The organism is Cytobacillus sp. S13-E01 (genome assembly GCF_029193815.1).
In the GTDB taxonomy this organism is placed as follows: Bacteria; Bacillota; Bacilli; order Bacillales; family Bacillaceae_L; genus Bacillus_BV.
Genome location: NZ_JARFVC010000014.1, coordinates 1 through 19,147 on the forward strand (window position 1 = coordinate 1; position 19,147 = coordinate 19,147).

The window sequence follows — 19,147 nt, forward strand, 5'->3', positions numbered from 1 at the left end:
AAACTTTGGACACCATATAATATGGTATTGGATAAGGAATTTACAATGATTTAATCTATTGTATTCGCTCATTTTTCACCTTAAAATCTTAAAATCAAAACTCTATATGTGAATTTTACCACACAGGAATGTATGTTCTCAATACATATTTTGAAAGAAAGTCGCTCAAATAGGGCAGTCCGAAGACTACCCTTGAGCGAAGCCCTTACATCCACGGGGCAAGCCCGCGTGGTTTTACGGGCTATTTCTATAACAAAGAGACTTCATTAGGTCAAATTACCCTTTCTGAAGTCTCCTTTGATACATAATTAACCCTTTAATAGTCTTGTCTTTGCTAACCATGCCCCGCCGATTACACCAGCATCATTACCGAGAGTAGCAATTGAGATGGAAGCACTTTCGCCCACACGTGGGAAAGTAAATCGTCTAAATTGTTCAGTTACTGACTCCACTAAAATGTCTCCAGCCTTAGAAACACCGCCACCTAGAACGATTTTTTCAGGGTTAAGCCCATTGGCAAGATTTGCTAGTGCAAGACCAAGGTGAATGCTTATCGTTTTTAAAACCTTTAAAGCAAGTTCGTCATTTTGCTTTACTGCATCAAAAACAGCTTTAGATGTGAGGGAGCCCTTCTGGTCAAACTCCTGACGTAATACGCTTTCTTTTGAACTGGTTTGGAGAAGTTCAACCGCTAATCTAACAATCCCTGTTGCGGAAGCTATTGTTTCTAAGCAACCAGTTTTTCCACAATTACATTGTATTCCACCTTCGGGAATAGATGTTATATGACCAATTTCTCCACCTGCTCCATTTACACCATGAACAATTTCTCCATTTGCAATAATACCACCACCAACACCCGTTCCTAATGTCACACAAATTAAATCCTTTGAACCTTCTCCCGCACCCTTCCACATTTCCCCGATAGCTGCAATATTTGCATCATTATCGACAACAACAGGAAGCCCTGTTTCTACCTCTAGAAGATCCTTTAATGGGAAGTCTTTCCACCCTAAATTAACTGCCTCATAGATAAGACCTGTTTCCATATTGACTGGTCCTGGGGCACCCATACCGATTCCGACTATTTTACTTTTAGGTTGGCTCATTTCGTCCAATTTAGCATCAATTGCTTTTGCAATATCTGTCGTAATTTGTAATTTATTCGTAACAATTTCCCATTTTGTAATAATTTCGCCATACGGATTAATAAATGCCATTTTGATGGTTGTCCCACCAAGATCTACGCCAACTAGCCATTTCTCATTCATCTTTGTTCATTCCTTTTAAAAGATGTTCAAAATAAGACTTTTGAACTATCAATCATTGTGATTTTTTTAATCCCACATTAACAGGCAGTAAGACTAGATCCCCACTGAGGGGAATTTTCCTTTATCTTTCTTTTTCCTTTTCGATTTCATGACGAAGCAACAAAAGTCCCATTTGGAAATCTTTCGTTTCTATGAACTGGGATTTATATAGTTCTCTTAGCTCCTCTTCCATTAATTCAAGGTCGGCTAAACGGTCGCCAATGTAAATAAAGGTTCCATATTTTTTTAGAAGTTCTCGAATATCGTATATACTTTTCATAGCCTCACCCTTTTATGACATGTTTCTTCTATTGTTAAAAAGCATGTGTACGTAAAAAACGATCATCCTATTAGAATTCTACTCAATAAGAGTATAAGAAAAAGTGGACTTATGCAAGTATAAGGAATTATAAAAAAGAGCGTCAAAAGCTGACACTCTTAGCGATCTGGATCTTCAGGATGTAATACACTTGGCCTTCTATTTTTCAACGGAATTGGGGATCGAAATAAAACAGAACGGAAGGCTCGATATGAAAACGGCATAAACGGCCAAAAATATGGAACGTTAAAGGATTTCATTCTAGATATCATCACAATCCATAGGGTAACCGCAATAACAAAGCCCGCTACTCCAAAGGATGCAGCTGCAATTAGGAAAATAATCCTAAATATTCGATTTGCTAAACCTAATTCATAGCTCGGTGTAGCAAAGGTCCCAATCGCAACCACAGCAAAATAAAGGACGACTTCATTTGTAAATAGGCCAACTTCTACAGCAACTTGCCCGATTAATAAAGCGGCAACTAATCCTAATGCCGTGGCAAGGGATGACGGGGTATGTATGGCGGCCATCCTTAACATATCTAGCCCTATTTCAATAAACATAAACTGAAGAAATAATGGTATTTGACCCGTTTCATTTGGTCCAATAAAACTCATTCGTTCTGGTAATAGCTCGGGGTGTGTCGAAAATAAATACCAAATTGGTAACATGAATAATGACGCCCATACAGCAATAAAGCGAACTAAACGTAAATAAGCGCCTATTACAGGCTTGTTTCTATACTCTTCTGCATGCTGCAAATGATGCCAAAATGTGGTCGGTGTAATTAATACACTTGGAGAACCATCCACCATAATTATTACATGACCTTCATAGAGATGTGATGCTGCAGTATCAGGTCTTTCCGTATAGCGGACAACTGGATATGGATTCCAGTGGCGCCCTGATATAAATTCTTCAATGGTTTTCTCTGCCATCGGCAACCCATCTGTATCTATTTTATCAATCGATTTTTTCACTTCTCTTACGTGGTCTGGGTCCGCAATGTCCTCAATATAACAAATAACTATATCGGTCTTAGAACGTCTACCAACTTGCATATACTCCATTCTTAGAGAACGATCTCGTATTCGTCTTCTCGTTAAAGCCGTATTAAAAACAATTGTTTCAACATATCCGTCTCTTGAACCTCTAACTACTCTTTCTGTATCTGGTTCCTGTGGTCCTCTAACTGGGTATGTACGAGCATCAATTAAGATAACCTGATCTATTCCATCAATAACTAATGCAGTTGGACCTGCAAGTACAGCATCTACGACTTTATCCAGATCATCTGTTTTATCAACCTCTACATATGGAATATATGTTTTTAGCATCTTTTCTAAGGGTTTATCTTTTAAGCTATCTTCCTTTAGTTCAGCCAAAAATTTCATTAATAGATGAAGAATGTCGTCCTTTACAAAGCCATCGATTAAGAACATCGACATATTTCTGCCCGCATATTTCAAATCAATCTGGATTACATCAAAACTCTTATCAACACCCAGTCTTTCCTTTAGATAGCTTGTATTAGTCTCAAGCTTTACAGAAACAGGATGTTTCGGCTGCTGCTCAGTTCCCATAATATTTCACTCCAATCGCCTTTTGCAAAGAAAGAAGGGTACAATTCATACAGAGTATACTTATTTTTTAAAGCAACGAAAGTATAAAATTCGAACCTTGTGTCTAGCTCCGAGCGCCAGCGACTAGTGGACTTCCCTCGCCTCCCTACGATAAGTCAACATCGGATCGCTATCGCTCTCCGTGTTTCCTTTATCTCAGTCAGCTCAGTCCAGTCCATACGTCGCTGAACGGGCACTCTGCGCTTTTCTGTTATATACTCATTTCCTACAAATCCATCTTTGACTTAATGTTGGAAAAACATACCTATAATGCTAAACTTCATAGCGTTGTTTGATTGGTTTGGTAACTTTAAATTTGGTGTAGTTGCTAGATAAACAATTTTAAATTTCATATTTTCTTTAACTCTTTCATAATTTGATAGAAAGGCTGTCCATTATGGAGGGGTATATGTGAGGAAGATTAGTTTATTCGTTTCGATTTTAATTTTTTCAAGTGTTGTCGCTATAGGCCTGTATATAGCGACGGAGGACCCAACAAAAGAAAGCATTATCTTTTTCCCACTCGACCCACAAGCGACCTTTAATGAAGCAATTACAACATTATCCTTGCAAGGTAATAAAGATAATGATGAGTATGAAGTGCAATGGGAAGTAGAATCAGTCTTAAACAAAGAAGCTTATTTAAGGCAAGATTTATCCTTACTATTTTCAAATGGTCGTCTAAAAGCTAAACTTTCTGAATGGGAAGATAACAGTGAAAAAATTGCCCAGTATACGAAGGTTAGTGGTGAAGATAGTAGCCATTTAATCGCTACTTCATATCATTATGGAGAAATACATCAGGAGGATGAAATTAAAAGTTCACAGAGAATGAGTGGAGATGAACTTTATGTAATTGACTCTTCCTTTAGCACACTTTCATCTTTTCGGGTTCCCGAAACAGAAAATCAGAAGGAGTGGAAACAAGTTTTAGACAATACGGTGAATCAGCAATTAGAGTATAGCTGGGAAAACTTAAAAAAACATTTTAATATTGATAGTAATGACTACTACAGTATCCCGCTCGTTGAATTAGTTAGCTACAACGATAAACCATTGTTTACTATGGGTATTGAAAAGTCCCAGAAGACAATTGGTTTACTTTGGGAGGGACTTTACAAAAATTATTTCCTAGGTATTAAAAAAAGTGATGGCTCTGTTGTCGAACCAATCGGTAGTATCATACCATTAGTTCTACTACATAAGAATTATTCACATCTTTTTGTATTAACAGAAACGAGTGATGGTGAACCCATTCAGTTGATTCAATACATTAGGGATTAGGTTGCATGTTATAGCCCATATTTAAGAGCGCTACTATAAGTATGATAGTCACAACCAATCCAAGAATTCTTGAAAGCACTGCTTTATTATTTGGTAGGGCGATTATGCTGGATGCTAAGAAACCTCCTATAAGTCCCCCGATATGACCAGCATTGTCAATACCAGGAACAATAAAACCAAATGCCAGATTGAGTAATATGATCGCAATGACATTCGAACCCATCGTTCTAAAAAATAATTTTGGGTGAACAAAACCAAAGTATAGTAAGGCTCCAAAACAACCAAATATCGCTCCAGATGCACCAGCAGAAATAACAGGACTAAAGATAAAACTCGCTAGACTGCCTGAGAAGCCAGCAAGCAAATAGACAACTAAAAAGCGTGTTCGGCCAAAGATACGTTCAACGGCACTTCCTAAAAAATAGAGCGCAAGTGTGTTCATAACTAAATGGAAAAATCCTATATGTAAAATAATTGGTGTGAAGAATCGCCACCATTCCCCAGCAATTATTAGACTGTTTTCCTTAGCTCCAAACTTAATTAAGGTTGAAACATTAGTACTACCTCCGCTAATCTCTAAAAGAAAAAACATAAGTAGCTGAAGCGTTATAAAGAAATAAGTAAAAAAAGGCTTCCCATTTTGAAATATCCTTTGCTCCAATTTTATTCTTTTTTGGGTAGCTACCAGTACTTCTTGTTTTAGTAGTTCAAGTTTACTACTATCAAACAAAGGTGTATCTATATCTAGAATATCCTTTATTTTTAACATTTCTGTCAGTTTATCTATATCTTGGGCATCTGGCGTATCTGCGTGTAGAAGAAATGTTTGGAGAACCGTTTTAGTACGATGTCCTTTTTTACTAAGAGGTTTTTCCAATCGAAACCGCCAATTATCGACGGGTGGATAAGTAGATACGTAAATGTTAACAGCGTCGATATTTTTTCTACCAAGCTTTCGACCTACATTTTCCACATTGTTCAAGGTTCTTTCCATGTCATGTTGCATCCAGTTACCCCAATCCAGGTCATGTCTAAGAATACGGATAATATTTGGCAAATGTTTTTCAGACGATTCTAGCCACACTTCTTGTTGATTGGGTGAAATCTGCAAAACTCGGTATTCTTTATCCAAGACTAAATTGTGTATTATCCGCCAAAATGTATAATCTTGTCTTATTACCATCAGGCTTCCCCCTGCCCACACCATTAATTTGTTACTGCTTTTATAAGTCCCTCGATAGAGGTTACTTCTTTAATCATCTTATCTTTATAATTCATTTTCTCATGTCTTGAATTAAAATAGATCGCATCCCACTTTGCGTTTCTAGCACCTTCAATATCCAACTCCCATGAATCACCTATATAAAGAAATCGATCGTTTTCATTTCCAATCCGTTGCTCTGCTATTTTAAAAATAGTAGTGCCAGGCTTTGAGGCATTCACAGAATCTGAAATAATGATGTCATTTTCTTGAAAAAAAGGTAGAAATCCTAATTTTTTTAGCTTGTTATATTGTATTTCAGTTTTACCATTTGTTATTACGCCAATTTTTTGGTGACCGTATTTAAGTTCTTCTAAAAAAGATTTCATGCCATCAAAATGAACCACGAAATGATGAACATTTTTATTAAAGAGGGCTTGCAGACGTTGTGCATGTTCGTTGTCTGCTTTAACATGAAATTCCTTTAACGAATCAAGATATCTCTTTTGCCGATATTGATCCCTTGTCATGACTCTTGTTGTATACATTGGCCAATACAAATCACAATAATATTTAAATACCGGAAACCAATGGTCAAATGATAGGTCCGCTGGATAACCATACTGATCAGATAGGATTTCAAAACAAAATTCAATCGTTTTTTCAAAAGTCATTTCGTAATTATATAACGTATTGTCTAGGTCAAAGCAAATGACATCCCAATTCATCCTTTTACCTCATTTAAATTATATCAGTTTTATGTAGTGAAAAAAGAAATATGAACAGTGTTTTCTATAAATAAGGCTCTCGAACAGATAGTAGCTTAAGGATTATTGCCCTAATACCATCTATTCGAAAGCCATTCTCTTTATCCATATTTAGTAACGAAAGGCTTGCTTCATGAACTTATCACGGATAAAAGGTATATTCATTGCAAGTGAAACGACTGTTTTTCTCATCATCGAATTGCCAAGTATACCATTCATAATCTTGTAACGGTAACGGTAAATAGCATAAAAGCCACCAAGCATAACTAATAAGCGTGTTAGTCCATTCAACATTACAAATCATCCCTCCTACCATTACTTTTTGATACTTTGCATTTTTTTATCCAAAATTAAAATTGGTAACGAGGACTAAACGATATAAACAAGATTCAGGTATAAGATAACAGTTACTGTATTAAGAGAGGTAATACCCCTCCAAGGATTGCTGCAAATAAAATGGATAAGAGATTAACTAAATCGTTATTAAAAAATCGGATACCTTTATAGTAGTTGGTTCTGAGTTGACAGTGATTCAGTTTTTCAGTTTCCAATTTACATACTGAACATGTATAACTCACTTGTATTGACACGCCAAGTACAGTATCTATCACATTGCCTAGAAACCCAACGACGATTAACAGAACAATTAGTAGGATAGGAATATCAAACCAAAATAATACCGCTAACACACATATAAACAACGATCCTGCCAAGCCTGCAAATGTACCTAAAAGTGATACAGCACCAGATGTACCAGGGTCAACTCTCTTAAAATTCGATATCAAAAATGGTTTTGATCGACTTAACGATCCTAGCTCAGAAGCCCATGTATCCGAATTGGCTGCTGCAATCGAGGCGATAAAGGCATAAAACCAAATATCAGATGGGAATAGTACATACAAAATGCTCGTAAAGGCGGGAACACTTCCGTTTGCCAAAACTTGCACATGATCTCGTTGTTCACCTTTTTCTACTTTATTTAATAAATTGGATTTACTTTCACTTTTAAATTTACTCCAAAGACTTGAGCTTGCAAAAAATGCACCTAAAAGTCCTAAACCCAAATAGCCAAAGCCAACTGATACGGCAATACCTACACCAACTGTGGCGACAGCTCCAGAAGTTGTTAACGAGCGCAGCTTAAATCCTATATATGCCACTACAACTGAGAGAATGAATGGAATAGCTAGCTCAGCCATTGCAGTTAATCACGTGTTCACTTGTAATAATTTTTTGAACAGGTATGTCAAAGGGTTCGATCGGTATATCCTCAATTAGTTGAATTGGAAATACCAGAGAGATTGTTTCTCCCTTAAAAGTAGCTAAGTACCTATCATAATAACCACCACCATGCCCTAATCTAAACCCTGCTTTTGTAAAACAGACACCTGGTACAAACAGTAAATCAATCTCATGCTGCTTTACTTCTGTTGTTTCATTAACTATCGGCTCACGAAGTCCATAATAAACAATTTCTAGTTGTTCAAATGACGTAATCTCTCGAAATGTCATTGTTTTATCGGCAGAATAACACTTCGGAACAACAACACGCTTGTTTTCCTCCCATGCTCGATTAATAAGGTTATATGTATCAACTTCAGTCTTTCCTGATATAGTTAGACCAATCACTTGAGCATGGTTCCATTCATCTAATCTATACACATTTTCAGCAATTTTCTTCGATAGCATTGTATAAGCTTGTTCATTTAGTAGAGACAGTTTCTTTTTCATCTCTGAACGAAGTTGTTTTTTTGTAATCACGAGCCTTGCCCCCCTGTAAATATCCTACCTTAATATTACCAAATTAAAAGAACTCAATCTTTATTTTAGGCAAAAAAAACAGCAGGAATAAATTCCTACTGCTTACTTTGTTTCGCGGTGAAGAGTTACCTTTTTTAATCTTGGGCTATATTTCTTAACCTCAAGACGATCTGGGTTATTACGCTTATTTTTTGTTGTAATATAGTTACGATCACCAGTTTCAGTGCAAGCTAAAGTGATTTTTACACGCATCTTTATTTCCCTCCAAACATATAAAGTGAAACTTCATCGGTAGATTATTGCGAATCTGCTGATGATTTTTATTTTGAGTTTGAACCATTCAATCCATGCTATTAACGAGCTCCTATCCTAAGATGGACACTGTAAAAGAGCCTGGATAAGAATAAGCCTCAATCAGACTTAATCATCATACCATTTTTCTATATGGAATACCAGTCTATTTTTTTCATAATACTATTTTCGTTTACATTCCTAACAATACATTTAGAGGTTCCTTTTGTTTCTTTTTAATCTAGAACTACTATTTATCCATTTATTAGGCATTATCTTAATTCGGATGTTTCTATTTCCTCTGTTGTTACTCCGCACTAGAGATGTTGATATAACTGCTTCTTCAAAGATTACTTTGTTTGACCAAACCTTTACCCCAGGCTTGATCCACGATTTATAACCTATTTTAGAATGATCTCCAATTATACAGTGTTCACACAGAACGGCTTCACTTGAAATTTGTGTATCATTTGCAATTGTTACACCTTGCAATTTACTGGAAGATCCAATGTATACATCGTTCCAACATATACTTCTTTCGATACTTGCATTTGCTTCGATAAGATTATCTTGACCAATGATGCTATATGGATCTATCTTAGCTCCTGTACGAATAACTGTATTAGCACCAATAAATAAAGGACCAACGAGCAGAGCACCTTCTTCAATGGAAACATTTGTACCTACCCAGACCCTAGGATATTTTTCTTCTCCCTGGATTTTAATATCTACCTTGTTATCTAGCATATCAAATTGAGTTTGGATGTAACGATCAATTTTTCCAACGTCAGACCAGTACCCTTCACCTTCAAACCCATATAATCTCTCGTTATGATGTAACAGCTTTGGAAACAAATCATAGCTAAAGTCCTGAAAAGTTCCGCTTTTCCAATACGAAAAGATAGCTGGATTGACGACATAAATACCAGTATTTACAGTATGCGTATAAACTTCACTCCACTTTGGCTTTTCAATGAATCTTTGGACTCTGCCAGTGCAATCAGTCATAACTATACCGTATTCAAGTGGATTCTCAACTTTTTTTAAAAAGATTGTAAGAAGCGATTCTTTTTCTTTATGGAACTTAATTCCCTCTGTTAAATTAAGATCAGTAAGGGCATCACCACTTATTACAAGAAAGGTTTCATCTAAAAAGTTCTGTGCACTTTTTAGGCATCCTGCTGTTCCAAGTGGCTTATCTTCATCAAAATAATGTAAAGTTACTCCATACTCGCTACCATCACCGAAATAATTTTGGATGCTTTTGCTTAAATAATGTGTAGTAATCGCAATTTCCGTTATTCCATGTTTTTTTAATAATTCAATACTATATTCCATAACTGGTTTATGGAGCAGGGGCACCATAGGCTTTGGTAAATTACATGTTAAGGGCCTTAACCTTTTACCACGTCCTCCAGCCAAAATGACACCTTTCATAATCTCAACCCCTAACTCATTGATGATTAAAAGCCTTCTCCTTATATAGCTCACTCGTATCTTTAGCAATTTGATCCCATTTATAAGTCGTTTTAACTTTATCTTTGCCTGCTATTCCAATTGTGCGTGCAAGCTGTTCATTTTCTAACAGTAATATGATGTTTGTAGCCAAACTATGGGCATCACCTGGATATATCTTAAGTCCTGTTATCCCTTCGTCAATAATTTCGCTAAGCCCGCCCGTATTAGAGACGATTGTTGGTTTACCATGAATCATTGCTTCCAAGGCAACGATTCCAAAGGGCTCATATAGACTTGGAAAAACAGCTATGTTACATTGCTGAAACAATAGATTTCTCTCACTATCATTAATAAAACCGATCAACTTGATGTTGTTATCTAAGCCCCGCTCTTGTACTAATGTAAGATAGTGCTCGAGCATCGGCCCCTTGCCGGCAATCACGAACAAGATATTCGGAAATCTGTTGATTACTAATGGTGCCGCATCAATGATCGTTTCAAAGCCTTTTTCCCTTACAATTCTTCCAACTGAAAAAATCATCTGACTAAAAGGTGCACCAAGCTTTTCTTCAAGTAAACAGGGGTCGCGTTCTGCTTCTAGCATCTTTTCATCTATACCATTAGGTAAAACCACTATTTTCTCTTTTTCAACAGAAAATAAACTTCTGACCTCTTTCTTCATATAGTTACTACATACGATTACAGAATTAGCTTCACTAACTAATTGCTTTTCCTTTTTATGAATATCGTGGTTTATTTTTGAATAAAGACCGTTATTCCTCCCATATTCTGTTGCATGAATTGTTGCAATTAATGGTTTATCAAGGATTCTTTGTAACGAAATACCAGCAACCCCAACTAACCAATCATGACTATGAATAATATCAAATTCATATCTTTGTGATAGCTTAATCACTTGATCTATTAGACTCATATTTAAACTTCCAACCCAGTGTAGAAAATCCCCAGCAGATGGTTGGAGTGCTCCTACTCTATATATATACACGTCTTCTATTACCTCATAGCTTGGTGCACCATCAACATGTGCTGTAACGACATAGACTGTATGTCCGATTTTCGCTAAGGCCCTTGATAAATCATAAACATGCCTGGCTAGCCCGCCAACTATTAATGGAGGAAACTCCCATGAAAGAATTACAATGTGGAGCCCTTTTTTCTGTGTGCTTGAATCAAGGTACACTTCATTTTGTGACAAAAAACTCACAATTTCCACATTTTTTAAAAATGGATACTCATTTTCCAAGTTGGTGATAAATTCATCTGTGATGGTGTTTTCATATAATTTTTCGTGTAATTGCCTAAACCTAGCTAAATGTTGAAAGAATCTTTCTGTCGCATACTGTACACAATGACCACCATCAATCATAAACGACCAGTCACTGCTTGTTAGTAAGAACCACTCTCGAACAAGCTGCTTTAGTGCTCTTTCTTCAAGGTCCGTTATTTCGCTAGATGCGGAGATAATATTTACTAACTCTATTTCTGTTTTGTGTATATGAGGATACATCCAAGCATTTTTCTCATTTAACCAAACATCTCCAAAACCATTTCGTCCCCATGTTGAAAAAGAGACAGATGACGTCTCCAAATCTTCACTATGACGTTTCAAGAACTCTGTACATGTAATAAATTCAATTTTTTGTTGTTTAGCACTAAGAATCGAATGCAGCCAATCTGTACCTTCAAACCACCAATGTCCAAACAGTTCTGCATCAAAAGAGAGCACAGCTACCAAAAATAAATCGGATTGATTTCCTGTCCATTCTAAAACTCTCTCTACCTTTTTAAAAAAATCGTCACGATGTTGCCGAATTTTAATTTCTGCCTTTTCACGATTATATAATTGTTTTTGTTCATTACCAGTTACACGGTGATATTTCAAACCTGTATCTACCCTAATTCCCTTTAGAACATAGGGTTTAATATAATCCCATTCCCTGTCATACCCTATATCCCGATAAAACTCACGGTAATCAGGATCCCCTGGATAGCCTATTTGGGAGCTCCACACAGTGTTTGTCAGATCATTATTTCTAGGGAATAAAACAACTCCGTGTGGCGTATAAATTGGTGAATCTACATTTTTAGAGGATTTGGATCTTACATGTGAAATCGCTGCTTCGTCAACAAATGCATAAGTAATGCCTTCTTTGTATAAAATCTTATCTAGTCCATGTGTGTACGCACACTCGGGTAGCCAAAACCCTCTTGGTCTTGTGTCAAAATGTCGTTCAAAGGTGTTTATTCCTTCAAAAATCTGTGCCTTAACACCCTGAGTTGTTGCAAGATAAGGTAAAATAGCATGTGAAGCGGATGTTGTTATACATTCTATTTTTCCAAGCTTAAAAAAATGTCTAAATCCGAATATAAGGTTTTGGTTCCATCTTAAAAATAGTTCTTTAATCCTCTCATAACGTTTATCATAAAAGTGGGCAAGCTGAAGTTCCCGATTATCTGTAGCTCTTGCGATTTCCTTTTTAATTAGGGATTGTGTCTTGTCAAGAAATGATAGATATCTTGCTTGCAGAAGGGGATCTGCTAGCATTTCTAATAAAGGCGGTGAAAACGAGATCGTCCATTTTTGAAGATGCTCTTTCTTTTCTAAATGCCATAAAAGAGGAATATATGTTTCAGACATTGCTTCATATAACCATCTTTCTTCTAATTTATTTTCACCAAGTTGTCTTATATAAGGGAGGTGTGCGTGTAAAACGAGAGTGGTGTACACAGCTGTCATTTTTTCACTCCTAATCATTTCGTATTTTCATAATAAGAATACGTACTGAAGTTCTCATGCCAAATAGGTTTAGAATCACTCCCACTTTTCCAGTCTAGGATCTCCCTTACTTTGTGTCTAAGATCATTACTTGGTGTAGCAATTGAATTAGAACGTAATAATGTAAAAAATACACCCTCTTCTGTATGTATACCTAGTTCAACAATATACGTACGGTTGCTTTCAACGTTTTTAATAAAAAGATCTGTCATTTGTTCAGGTATTGGAAACTCCGCATAGCGATGAGCATTATCGCCATTGTAAATTACCTTAGTTATATCTGCTACCCTTATAACTTTTTGTAACTCACGCCATGTTTTATTAAACTGTAATTGAACCATCAACTGCTTATCGATTGAAATTTCCCAATGAGTATAAAGGCTTGACTCATTTTGTACCATTAGCATAAGAAGATCACGACTGCTGCATATCTTTTTACTAGTTTCCCTTCCAATGAAACTACCTTGTTTACCATGTTTAATCATGTTATCGATCAACCCTCTTTGCGTGTAACCCCAATTTTTTTAGACTCTATTAATTATTCTAATAGTATCATTTCATTCACTATCGCTCAACAAACGCAAATTGTCGAAAATTGCTGATTATGGTATAAAGAACATAGAGATTTATTTCTTGAGGTGAAAAAAATGGAGTATACAATAATTGGTCTTCTATCCCTTTCAATTATCCTTTTAATAGTATCATTCTTTAAAAAGGATAAAGTCAAAGAGATTGAAGAACAAGTTGACCAACTATCTTTAACATTGATGCAAGAATCCTATCAATTAAAGAAGAAGATTAAAGTTCTTGAAGAGGAGTTATTAATTAACGACCAAGATTTAGGTAAACGTCTAGACCCTATTCCTCCTGCCCCTATTGCTCAAACAGACCAGGATATGCTCCTTGCTCAGTACGATAAGGGGTTGTCATATGAACAGATAGCGAAGGGTTCAACATTACCTACTGAGGAAGTTAGGCTCCTAGTAGAGCGCGCAAAAAGGCAGAATAAAAATTATGACCACTAATAGTGTAAGAGCATTTTCCCTTGGTGTTATTTTTTCTACTGCTATACTTTCGTTAGTCTATTTTTTTACTGCTGACCAAAAAGAAGTAGAAGTAATAAAAAACGTTATACAAGACTATATAAAGAGCGAGGATCTAGTGGTTTTATCAAAACAAGAATACGAAGAGCTTAAAAGCAAGAATGATAAAATCGAAGAACAAAGTGAGACACCCCCAAAAGAGCCGAACAAAAAACAGGATGAAATTAATATTTACACTTACACATTAACGATACAAGCCGGAATGAATAGTATGGATATAGCTGATTTGCTAGAAAAAGAAAATATTATTGAAAATGCTAACGAATTTGATGCGTATTTAACAGACCAAAATTTGAATACATCCATTCAGATTGGCTCATTTGTATTAAATAGTGATATGAGCTTTCAATCAATTGCCGATGTGTTAACAAATTAAAAACTCTCAAGCACACTTACTTGAGAGTTTTTACGCTAAATAAGAATCTATATCATTAGCGCAACTATCTTTCTGTCTTCACCACTCGGAGATTTTTCTTTATTACGTATTTAGTTCGTATGTCTTTGCTTTTACCATAAATATTATATGCTCTGACATATTTGTAGTATGGTCTGCAATTCTTTCAATATATCTACATACAAAAGCTAATTGTGTTACTTGATGAATGTACTGAGGGTTTTTAGCCATTAATTCTAATAATTCTTGCGTGAGTTTCCCATATAATGCATCCACCTGATCATCAGATGCAGCAGTTTCTTTTGCTAAAACAGGATCCTCATTAATATAAGCTTCAATTACACTTGTTAACATTTCAAGTGCCATGTTTGCCATTTTTGGAATTTCTACTATGGGTTTGATAAGTGGCCCATTTCCAATATGCAGAATTGATTTTGAAATATTAACAGCAAGATCTCCAATTCTTTCAACATCATTAGAGATTTTTAATGCAGCAATGATCCTTCTCAAGTCAGTAGCAACTGGCTGCTGTTGCGCTATTAGTTGGACAACAAGATTATTAATTTTTTCATCATATCGATTTATTTTTTCATCGTCCTCGATAATTTGTTTCGCCTTCTCAAAATCCAGATCTGCAAGAGCCTTTACCGAATCCTCTACTGAATTTTTTGCTAATGTTACCATTTCCAGTAAATCATCTTTTAACCTTTTCAAATCCTTGTCAAACGAGCTTCTAATTGCCATAATTTAACACCTCATTTGTAATGGTTATTTATTCTGTTTCTAAAATTCGACAGGTACCAGGTACTTGTCGAACGTACTTTTTGACGAATTAGCTCTTATCCAAAGCGTCCAGTTATATAATCTTCGGTGCGTTTATCTGACGGATTTGAAAAGATTTTTTCCGTATCATCAAACTCGACAACTTCTCCACTTAAGAAAAATGCTGTTTTGTCAGAAATACGTGCTGCCTGTTGCATATTATGGGTAACGATAATAATACTATAGTTTTGTTTTAATTCTTGTACAAGCTCTTCTACTTTTAATGTTGAAATAGGATCTAGAGCAGATGTAGGTTCATCCATCAAAATTACCTCTGGCTCAATTGCCAAGCATCTAGCTATACAAAGACGTTGCTGTTGTCCACCTGAGAGTCCATAGGCATTTTCATTTAAGCGGTCTTTAACTTCATCCCAAATAGCTGCACCTCGTAAGCTCTTTTCAACAATTTCATCAAGAATTTTTTTACTTCTAATCCCATGAATTCTAGGTCCGTATGCAATATTGTCGTATATCGATTTTGGAAATGGATTCGGTTTTTGAAACACCATTCCAACATTCGTTCTTAAATCTTCAACCTTATACGATTTATCAAAAATATTCTTTTCGCGGTACAATATTTCTCCTGAGATTCGTACAACGGGAATTAACTCAACCATTCTGTTTAAGGTTTTAATATAGGTAGATTTTCCACAGCCAGATGGTCCTATAATTGCCGTCACTTCGTTTTCATTGATTGGAAGGTTAATGTTTTTTAAAGCCTGATCTTCCCCATACCATAGATTTAGATCTCTTGTGTCATAAACAATCTTTTTATCAGGTTTCGACTTTTTAGATTTTGTTGTATTGATTTTAGTTTGCATATTCTTTTTTTCTTGATCTGCTAACAATACCATAGCTAATTATCCCCCCATTAAAATCTTCTTTGAAATTTGTTACGAATAATGACAGCTATTGAATTCATTATTAATAAAACAAGTAATAAGATTAAAATTGTAGCTGCTGCTAAGTTTGCATATTCATCTACAAGTGCAGAGTCAATTGTCCAGTAATAAATTTGCATTGGTAAAACAGTGAACTTGTCAAAGATTCCATCTGGTAAAGGAATTAATAATGCAGGTATTCCGATTACTACTAGTGGAGCAGTTTCACCTATAGCTCTAGAAATAGCTAGAATAACACCTGTTAAAATTCCAGGTATTGACGCAGGTAAGACTACCGTTCTAATTGTTTGCCATTTTGTTGCACCCATTCCGTATGAAGCTTCTCTTAAAAAGCCTGGTACTGCGCGAATTGCTTCTTGACTTGCTACTACCACTACAGGTAGCACTAGAAGCGACATTGTTAATCCACCTGCTAAAACGATGTTTCCTAAGTCCGATGCTCTGACAAATATTGTTAGACCTAATAAACCAAACACGATAGAAGGAACACCAGCTAAGTTTGATATATTCGTTTGAATAAATGATTGGAGTCGTCCCTTTTTTGCGTATTCCTCCATATAAATAGCTGTACCTACACCCAAAAATAAAGTAACTGGTGCTACTACAACCATTAACCACAATGTCCCAAATATAGCGCCCATAATTCCAGCTCTTTCTGGATCGGTAGAGAGTTTATTCGTAATAAATTGAAAGTCAATCCAACCTAAACTTTGTGCAATAACACGGTAAAATAATATAATAAGAACTAACAAACCAAATAAAGTTGATAATAAAAACAATATTTTTGCAAGCCTATTCGTTAATAAGCGAGAGCCCATACGTTTTTGAACTTGAGTAGCATCGACATATTTCATAATTAATATTCCTCCCTAAACCTGCGAGAGATATACTGTGCAACTAGATTCATTAGTAGAGTAAAGACAAATAAAGTCATTGCTACGGCATATAAGCTGTAGTATAAAGTAGAACCAGCAACTGCTTCTCCACCTGTTACTTCAACAATATATGCTGTCATTGTTTGCATGGATTGTGTAATGTCAAACGTAAAGTTTTTTGAGCTCCCACTTGCAATCGTCACAATCATTGTTTCCCCTATTGCGCGTGAAATTCCTAGAACAAATGAAGCAATGATCCCAGAAATGGCAGCAGGTATAACAACCTTCCAGGTTACTTCCAGTTTGGTAGCACCAAGTGCCAATGCACCTTCTCTCATTGCATTAGGTACAGAGCTCATCGCATCCTCTGATAATGATGCTACCATTGGAATGATCATAATCCCCATTACAATTCCTGGGCTGAGGATGTTAGTTGGTTCAAGACCTGGAATAAATGATCTTAATAGAGGAGTAACAAATGTAAATGCAAAGAAACCATATACAATAGTGGGAATACCAGCTAGAATTTCTAAAATTGGCTTTAGTGTTCTTCTAACCTTCTCACTTGCATATTCACTCAGGTAGATAGCAGACATCATACCAATTGGAATAGCCACGAACATGGCAATTAGCGATGAAATAAGAGTTCCAGTTAACAGTGGTAAAACACCAAATTTAGCGTTCTCTCCGAGTGGCTTTAACTCAGTCCCCGTAAAAAAGTCAAGAATAGGTACTGCTTTAAAAAAAGCAAGTGTTTCTGTTATTAAGGTAAATAGGATACCAATTGTAGTAAGAATTGAAACAATGGCAATTGATAGAAGTAAATTAGGTATTATTTTTTCAAAGACACTGGTTATATTCGTTTTTTTCTTATTTTGGGCAATCAACTCTCTAACATTCTTTTCTTTATCCAAGGATTTAATCATATTCTTGAAATACCCCTTTCATCCTTATACATTTTGTAGGTAAGGACAGGTGCAAACTAATTTGCAAAAATATCTAAGAAGATGAGAGGCCTTAGCTAATAAAGCTTCCCATCTTCTTTCACATACTTACTTTAACTCTTCTAATTCTCCTACTACTTGCTCAATTTCGGCTTCAGTTAATGGAGCAAAACCAGTTTCCTTTGCAACAGTTGGTGCATTCTTCATAGTATAGATAGCGTAATCTAACACTTGTGACTTTTCTTTAGCCATATTAACATTTAAATAGGTGAATACTGGACGGGTAAATGGAGCATAATCTCCATCTTCTTTTATAGTATCTAAAGATGGTTCAACAGGACCATTTCCAAAGTCAACCTTTACAGCTGTTAATTTATCTTTATTGTTTACATAGTAACCATATCCAAAGAATCCAATTGCATTTTTGTCTTTTGATACTAAATCAACTAACGTGGAATATTCTTGTTGTAGATTTGTTCCTTCAACTAAATCTTGTTCATCGAGGATAACTTCCCAGAAGAATTCATACGTACCATGATTTTCATTTGGTCCGTAGGCTTGAATTGGTTCGTTCGGGAATCCTTCACGAACATCAGACCAGTTCTTTTTACCTGAGCTTGCAAGGAAGATATCAATAACCTCTTGTTGTGTAAGTTCAGTAGCCCAGTCATTTTCTGGGTTAATTACAATTGTTAAACCATCTAGTGCAACTTTAAGCTCTTTCACTTCAATTCCAAGCTCCTGAGCTTTTTCTAGTTCTTCATCTTTAACTTTACGAGAAGCATCATTAAAGTCAGTACCTTCTTCTACTAGAAACTTTTTAAATCCAGCACTTGTTCCAGAACGACTTACTTCAACCGATACGTTTTCTTGTTCATTTATCATATAATTTTCTGCCATCTTAGCCATAAACGGATATACAGTACCAGAGCCATCAACTACAACGCTACCTTCTAATTCAACTGCACCTTCAGCAGTTTCATTTCCTGTTTGTTCCTCATTATTTTCTGTATTTTCAGCATTGCCACATCCAGCAGCAAAAACTACTAATACAGTCATAATTAACATAAGAAGTAGGCTTTTAAAGTTTTTCATTTCTTTTCCCCCTAAAGTGTTGTGATTGATTGTTTTTATTCTACAAGAATTAATATAAAGGAAAACTATTAATTCCGTTTTAAGGCATTGTAAAGATTTTGTAAACTTGAGAAAAACAATGTATATTTTTGTCGAAGATTAGGATGTTGATAGTCACTATCCTAGTAAATTCAAAAACAAAAAAATAGCAAGTCAGCTT

At 35.7% G+C, this 19,147-nt stretch carries 20 protein-coding genes; 3 read left to right on the plus strand and 17 right to left on the minus strand.

Translation table 11 applies throughout. The annotated features are described in order from the left end of the window. Positions 1 to 308 precede the first annotated feature (308 nt). The 3 genes from PY093_RS10580 to PY093_RS10590 all read right to left on the minus strand — a co-directional run bounded on the left by PY093_RS10580 (position 309) and on the right by PY093_RS10590 (position 3,215). Complete coding sequence (locus PY093_RS10580) at positions 309 to 1,271, minus strand: ROK family glucokinase (protein ID WP_275645864.1); 963 nt, start codon at positions 1,269 to 1,271, stop codon at positions 309 to 311. A 121-nt stretch (positions 1,272 to 1,392) separates the two neighbouring features. Beyond that, positions 1,393 to 1,590 carry a YqgQ family protein gene (locus tag PY093_RS10585; protein ID WP_275645865.1) on the minus strand — a complete coding sequence of 66 codons (198 nt, stop codon included), beginning with the start codon at positions 1,588 to 1,590 and terminating at the stop codon, positions 1,393 to 1,395. Positions 1,591 to 1,748: 158 nt separating this feature from the next. Continuing rightward, complete coding sequence (locus PY093_RS10590) at positions 1,749 to 3,215, minus strand: spore germination protein (RefSeq protein WP_275645866.1); 1,467 nt, start codon at positions 3,213 to 3,215, stop codon at positions 1,749 to 1,751. Between the two features lie 450 nt (positions 3,216 to 3,665). Here PY093_RS10590 and PY093_RS10595 point away from each other — a divergent pair, with 450 nt between their 5' ends. Next, positions 3,666 to 4,538, plus strand: coding sequence for a hypothetical protein (locus PY093_RS10595; protein ID WP_275645867.1), 873 nt, complete (start codon positions 3,666 to 3,668; stop codon positions 4,536 to 4,538). On the opposite strand, the gene PY093_RS10600 is transcribed toward PY093_RS10595, so the two are convergent. The 9 genes from PY093_RS10600 to PY093_RS10640 form a co-directional block, all read right to left on the minus strand. After that, positions 4,528 to 5,721 carry a rhomboid family intramembrane serine protease gene (locus PY093_RS10600; protein ID WP_275645868.1) on the minus strand — a complete coding sequence of 398 codons (1,194 nt, stop codon included), beginning with the start codon at positions 5,719 to 5,721 and terminating at the stop codon, positions 4,528 to 4,530. The two genes, PY093_RS10595 and PY093_RS10600, sit on opposite strands and share 11 nt — an antisense overlap. A 23-nt stretch (positions 5,722 to 5,744) precedes the next feature. Beyond that, a complete protein-coding gene (locus PY093_RS10605) occupies positions 5,745 to 6,467 on the minus strand; it encodes an HAD family hydrolase (RefSeq protein ID WP_275645869.1) in 723 nt (240 codons plus the stop codon). A gap of 150 nt (positions 6,468 to 6,617) precedes the next feature. Beyond that, positions 6,618 to 6,800: a hypothetical protein gene (locus PY093_RS10610; RefSeq protein WP_275645870.1), complete on the minus strand. Its 183-nt coding sequence runs from the start codon at positions 6,798 to 6,800 to the stop codon at positions 6,618 to 6,620. A gap of 113 nt (positions 6,801 to 6,913) precedes the next feature. Then, positions 6,914 to 7,705, minus strand: a complete 792-nt coding sequence (locus PY093_RS10615) for a DUF92 domain-containing protein (RefSeq protein ID WP_275645871.1) — start codon at positions 7,703 to 7,705, stop codon at positions 6,914 to 6,916. Next, on the minus strand, positions 7,698 to 8,267 hold the full coding sequence (locus PY093_RS10620; protein ID WP_275645872.1) for a 5-formyltetrahydrofolate cyclo-ligase: 570 nt from the start codon (positions 8,265 to 8,267) through the stop codon (positions 7,698 to 7,700). The genes PY093_RS10615 and PY093_RS10620 overlap by 8 nt, the downstream gene beginning before the upstream one ends. A 102-nt stretch (positions 8,268 to 8,369) precedes the next feature. Further along, positions 8,370 to 8,519: a 50S ribosomal protein L33 gene (gene rpmG / locus PY093_RS10625; protein ID WP_057998762.1), complete on the minus strand. Its 150-nt coding sequence runs from the start codon at positions 8,517 to 8,519 to the stop codon at positions 8,370 to 8,372. A gap of 252 nt (positions 8,520 to 8,771) precedes the next feature. Further along, complete coding sequence (locus PY093_RS10630) at positions 8,772 to 9,995, minus strand: nucleotidyltransferase family protein (RefSeq protein ID WP_275645873.1); 1,224 nt, start codon at positions 9,993 to 9,995, stop codon at positions 8,772 to 8,774. Between the two features lie 16 nt (positions 9,996 to 10,011). Further along, positions 10,012 to 12,774 carry a 1,4-alpha-glucan branching protein domain-containing protein gene (locus PY093_RS10635; RefSeq protein WP_275645874.1) on the minus strand — a complete coding sequence of 921 codons (2,763 nt, stop codon included), beginning with the start codon at positions 12,772 to 12,774 and terminating at the stop codon, positions 10,012 to 10,014. 14 nt (positions 12,775 to 12,788) lie between these two features. Then, positions 12,789 to 13,298, minus strand: coding sequence for a DUF4912 domain-containing protein (locus PY093_RS10640; protein ID WP_275645875.1), 510 nt, complete (start codon positions 13,296 to 13,298; stop codon positions 12,789 to 12,791). Positions 13,299 to 13,460: 162 nt separating this feature from the next. On the opposite strand from PY093_RS10640, the gene PY093_RS10645 reads away from it, so the two are divergent. Continuing rightward, the gene (locus PY093_RS10645; RefSeq protein WP_275645876.1) at positions 13,461 to 13,838 is read left to right on the plus strand and encodes a hypothetical protein; all 378 of its coding nucleotides are present in this window, start codon (positions 13,461 to 13,463) and stop codon (positions 13,836 to 13,838) included. Beyond that, positions 13,828 to 14,292: a hypothetical protein gene (locus tag PY093_RS10650; protein ID WP_275645877.1), complete on the plus strand. Its 465-nt coding sequence runs from the start codon at positions 13,828 to 13,830 to the stop codon at positions 14,290 to 14,292. Before PY093_RS10645 ends, PY093_RS10650 begins: the two co-directional genes overlap by 11 nt. Before the next feature lie 102 nt (positions 14,293 to 14,394). Here PY093_RS10650 and phoU read toward each other — a convergent pair whose 3' ends face one another. The 5 genes from phoU to PY093_RS10675 form a co-directional block, all read right to left on the minus strand. Then, complete coding sequence (gene phoU / locus PY093_RS10655; protein ID WP_275645878.1) at positions 14,395 to 15,054, minus strand: phosphate signaling complex protein PhoU; 660 nt, start codon at positions 15,052 to 15,054, stop codon at positions 14,395 to 14,397. Between the two features lie 95 nt (positions 15,055 to 15,149). Further along, positions 15,150 to 15,986 carry a phosphate ABC transporter ATP-binding protein PstB gene (gene pstB / locus PY093_RS10660; protein ID WP_275645879.1) on the minus strand — a complete coding sequence of 279 codons (837 nt, stop codon included), beginning with the start codon at positions 15,984 to 15,986 and terminating at the stop codon, positions 15,150 to 15,152. Between the two features lie 17 nt (positions 15,987 to 16,003). Beyond that, on the minus strand, positions 16,004 to 16,888 hold the full coding sequence (pstA, locus tag PY093_RS10665) for a phosphate ABC transporter permease PstA (protein WP_275645880.1): 885 nt from the start codon (positions 16,886 to 16,888) through the stop codon (positions 16,004 to 16,006). A gap of 2 nt (positions 16,889 to 16,890) precedes the next feature. Further along, complete coding sequence (gene pstC / locus PY093_RS10670) at positions 16,891 to 17,835, minus strand: phosphate ABC transporter permease subunit PstC (RefSeq protein ID WP_275645881.1); 945 nt, start codon at positions 17,833 to 17,835, stop codon at positions 16,891 to 16,893. Between the two features lie 126 nt (positions 17,836 to 17,961). After that, on the minus strand, positions 17,962 to 18,948 hold the full coding sequence (locus tag PY093_RS10675; RefSeq protein ID WP_275645882.1) for a PstS family phosphate ABC transporter substrate-binding protein: 987 nt from the start codon (positions 18,946 to 18,948) through the stop codon (positions 17,962 to 17,964). Between the last annotated feature and the right edge of the window lie 199 nt (positions 18,949 to 19,147).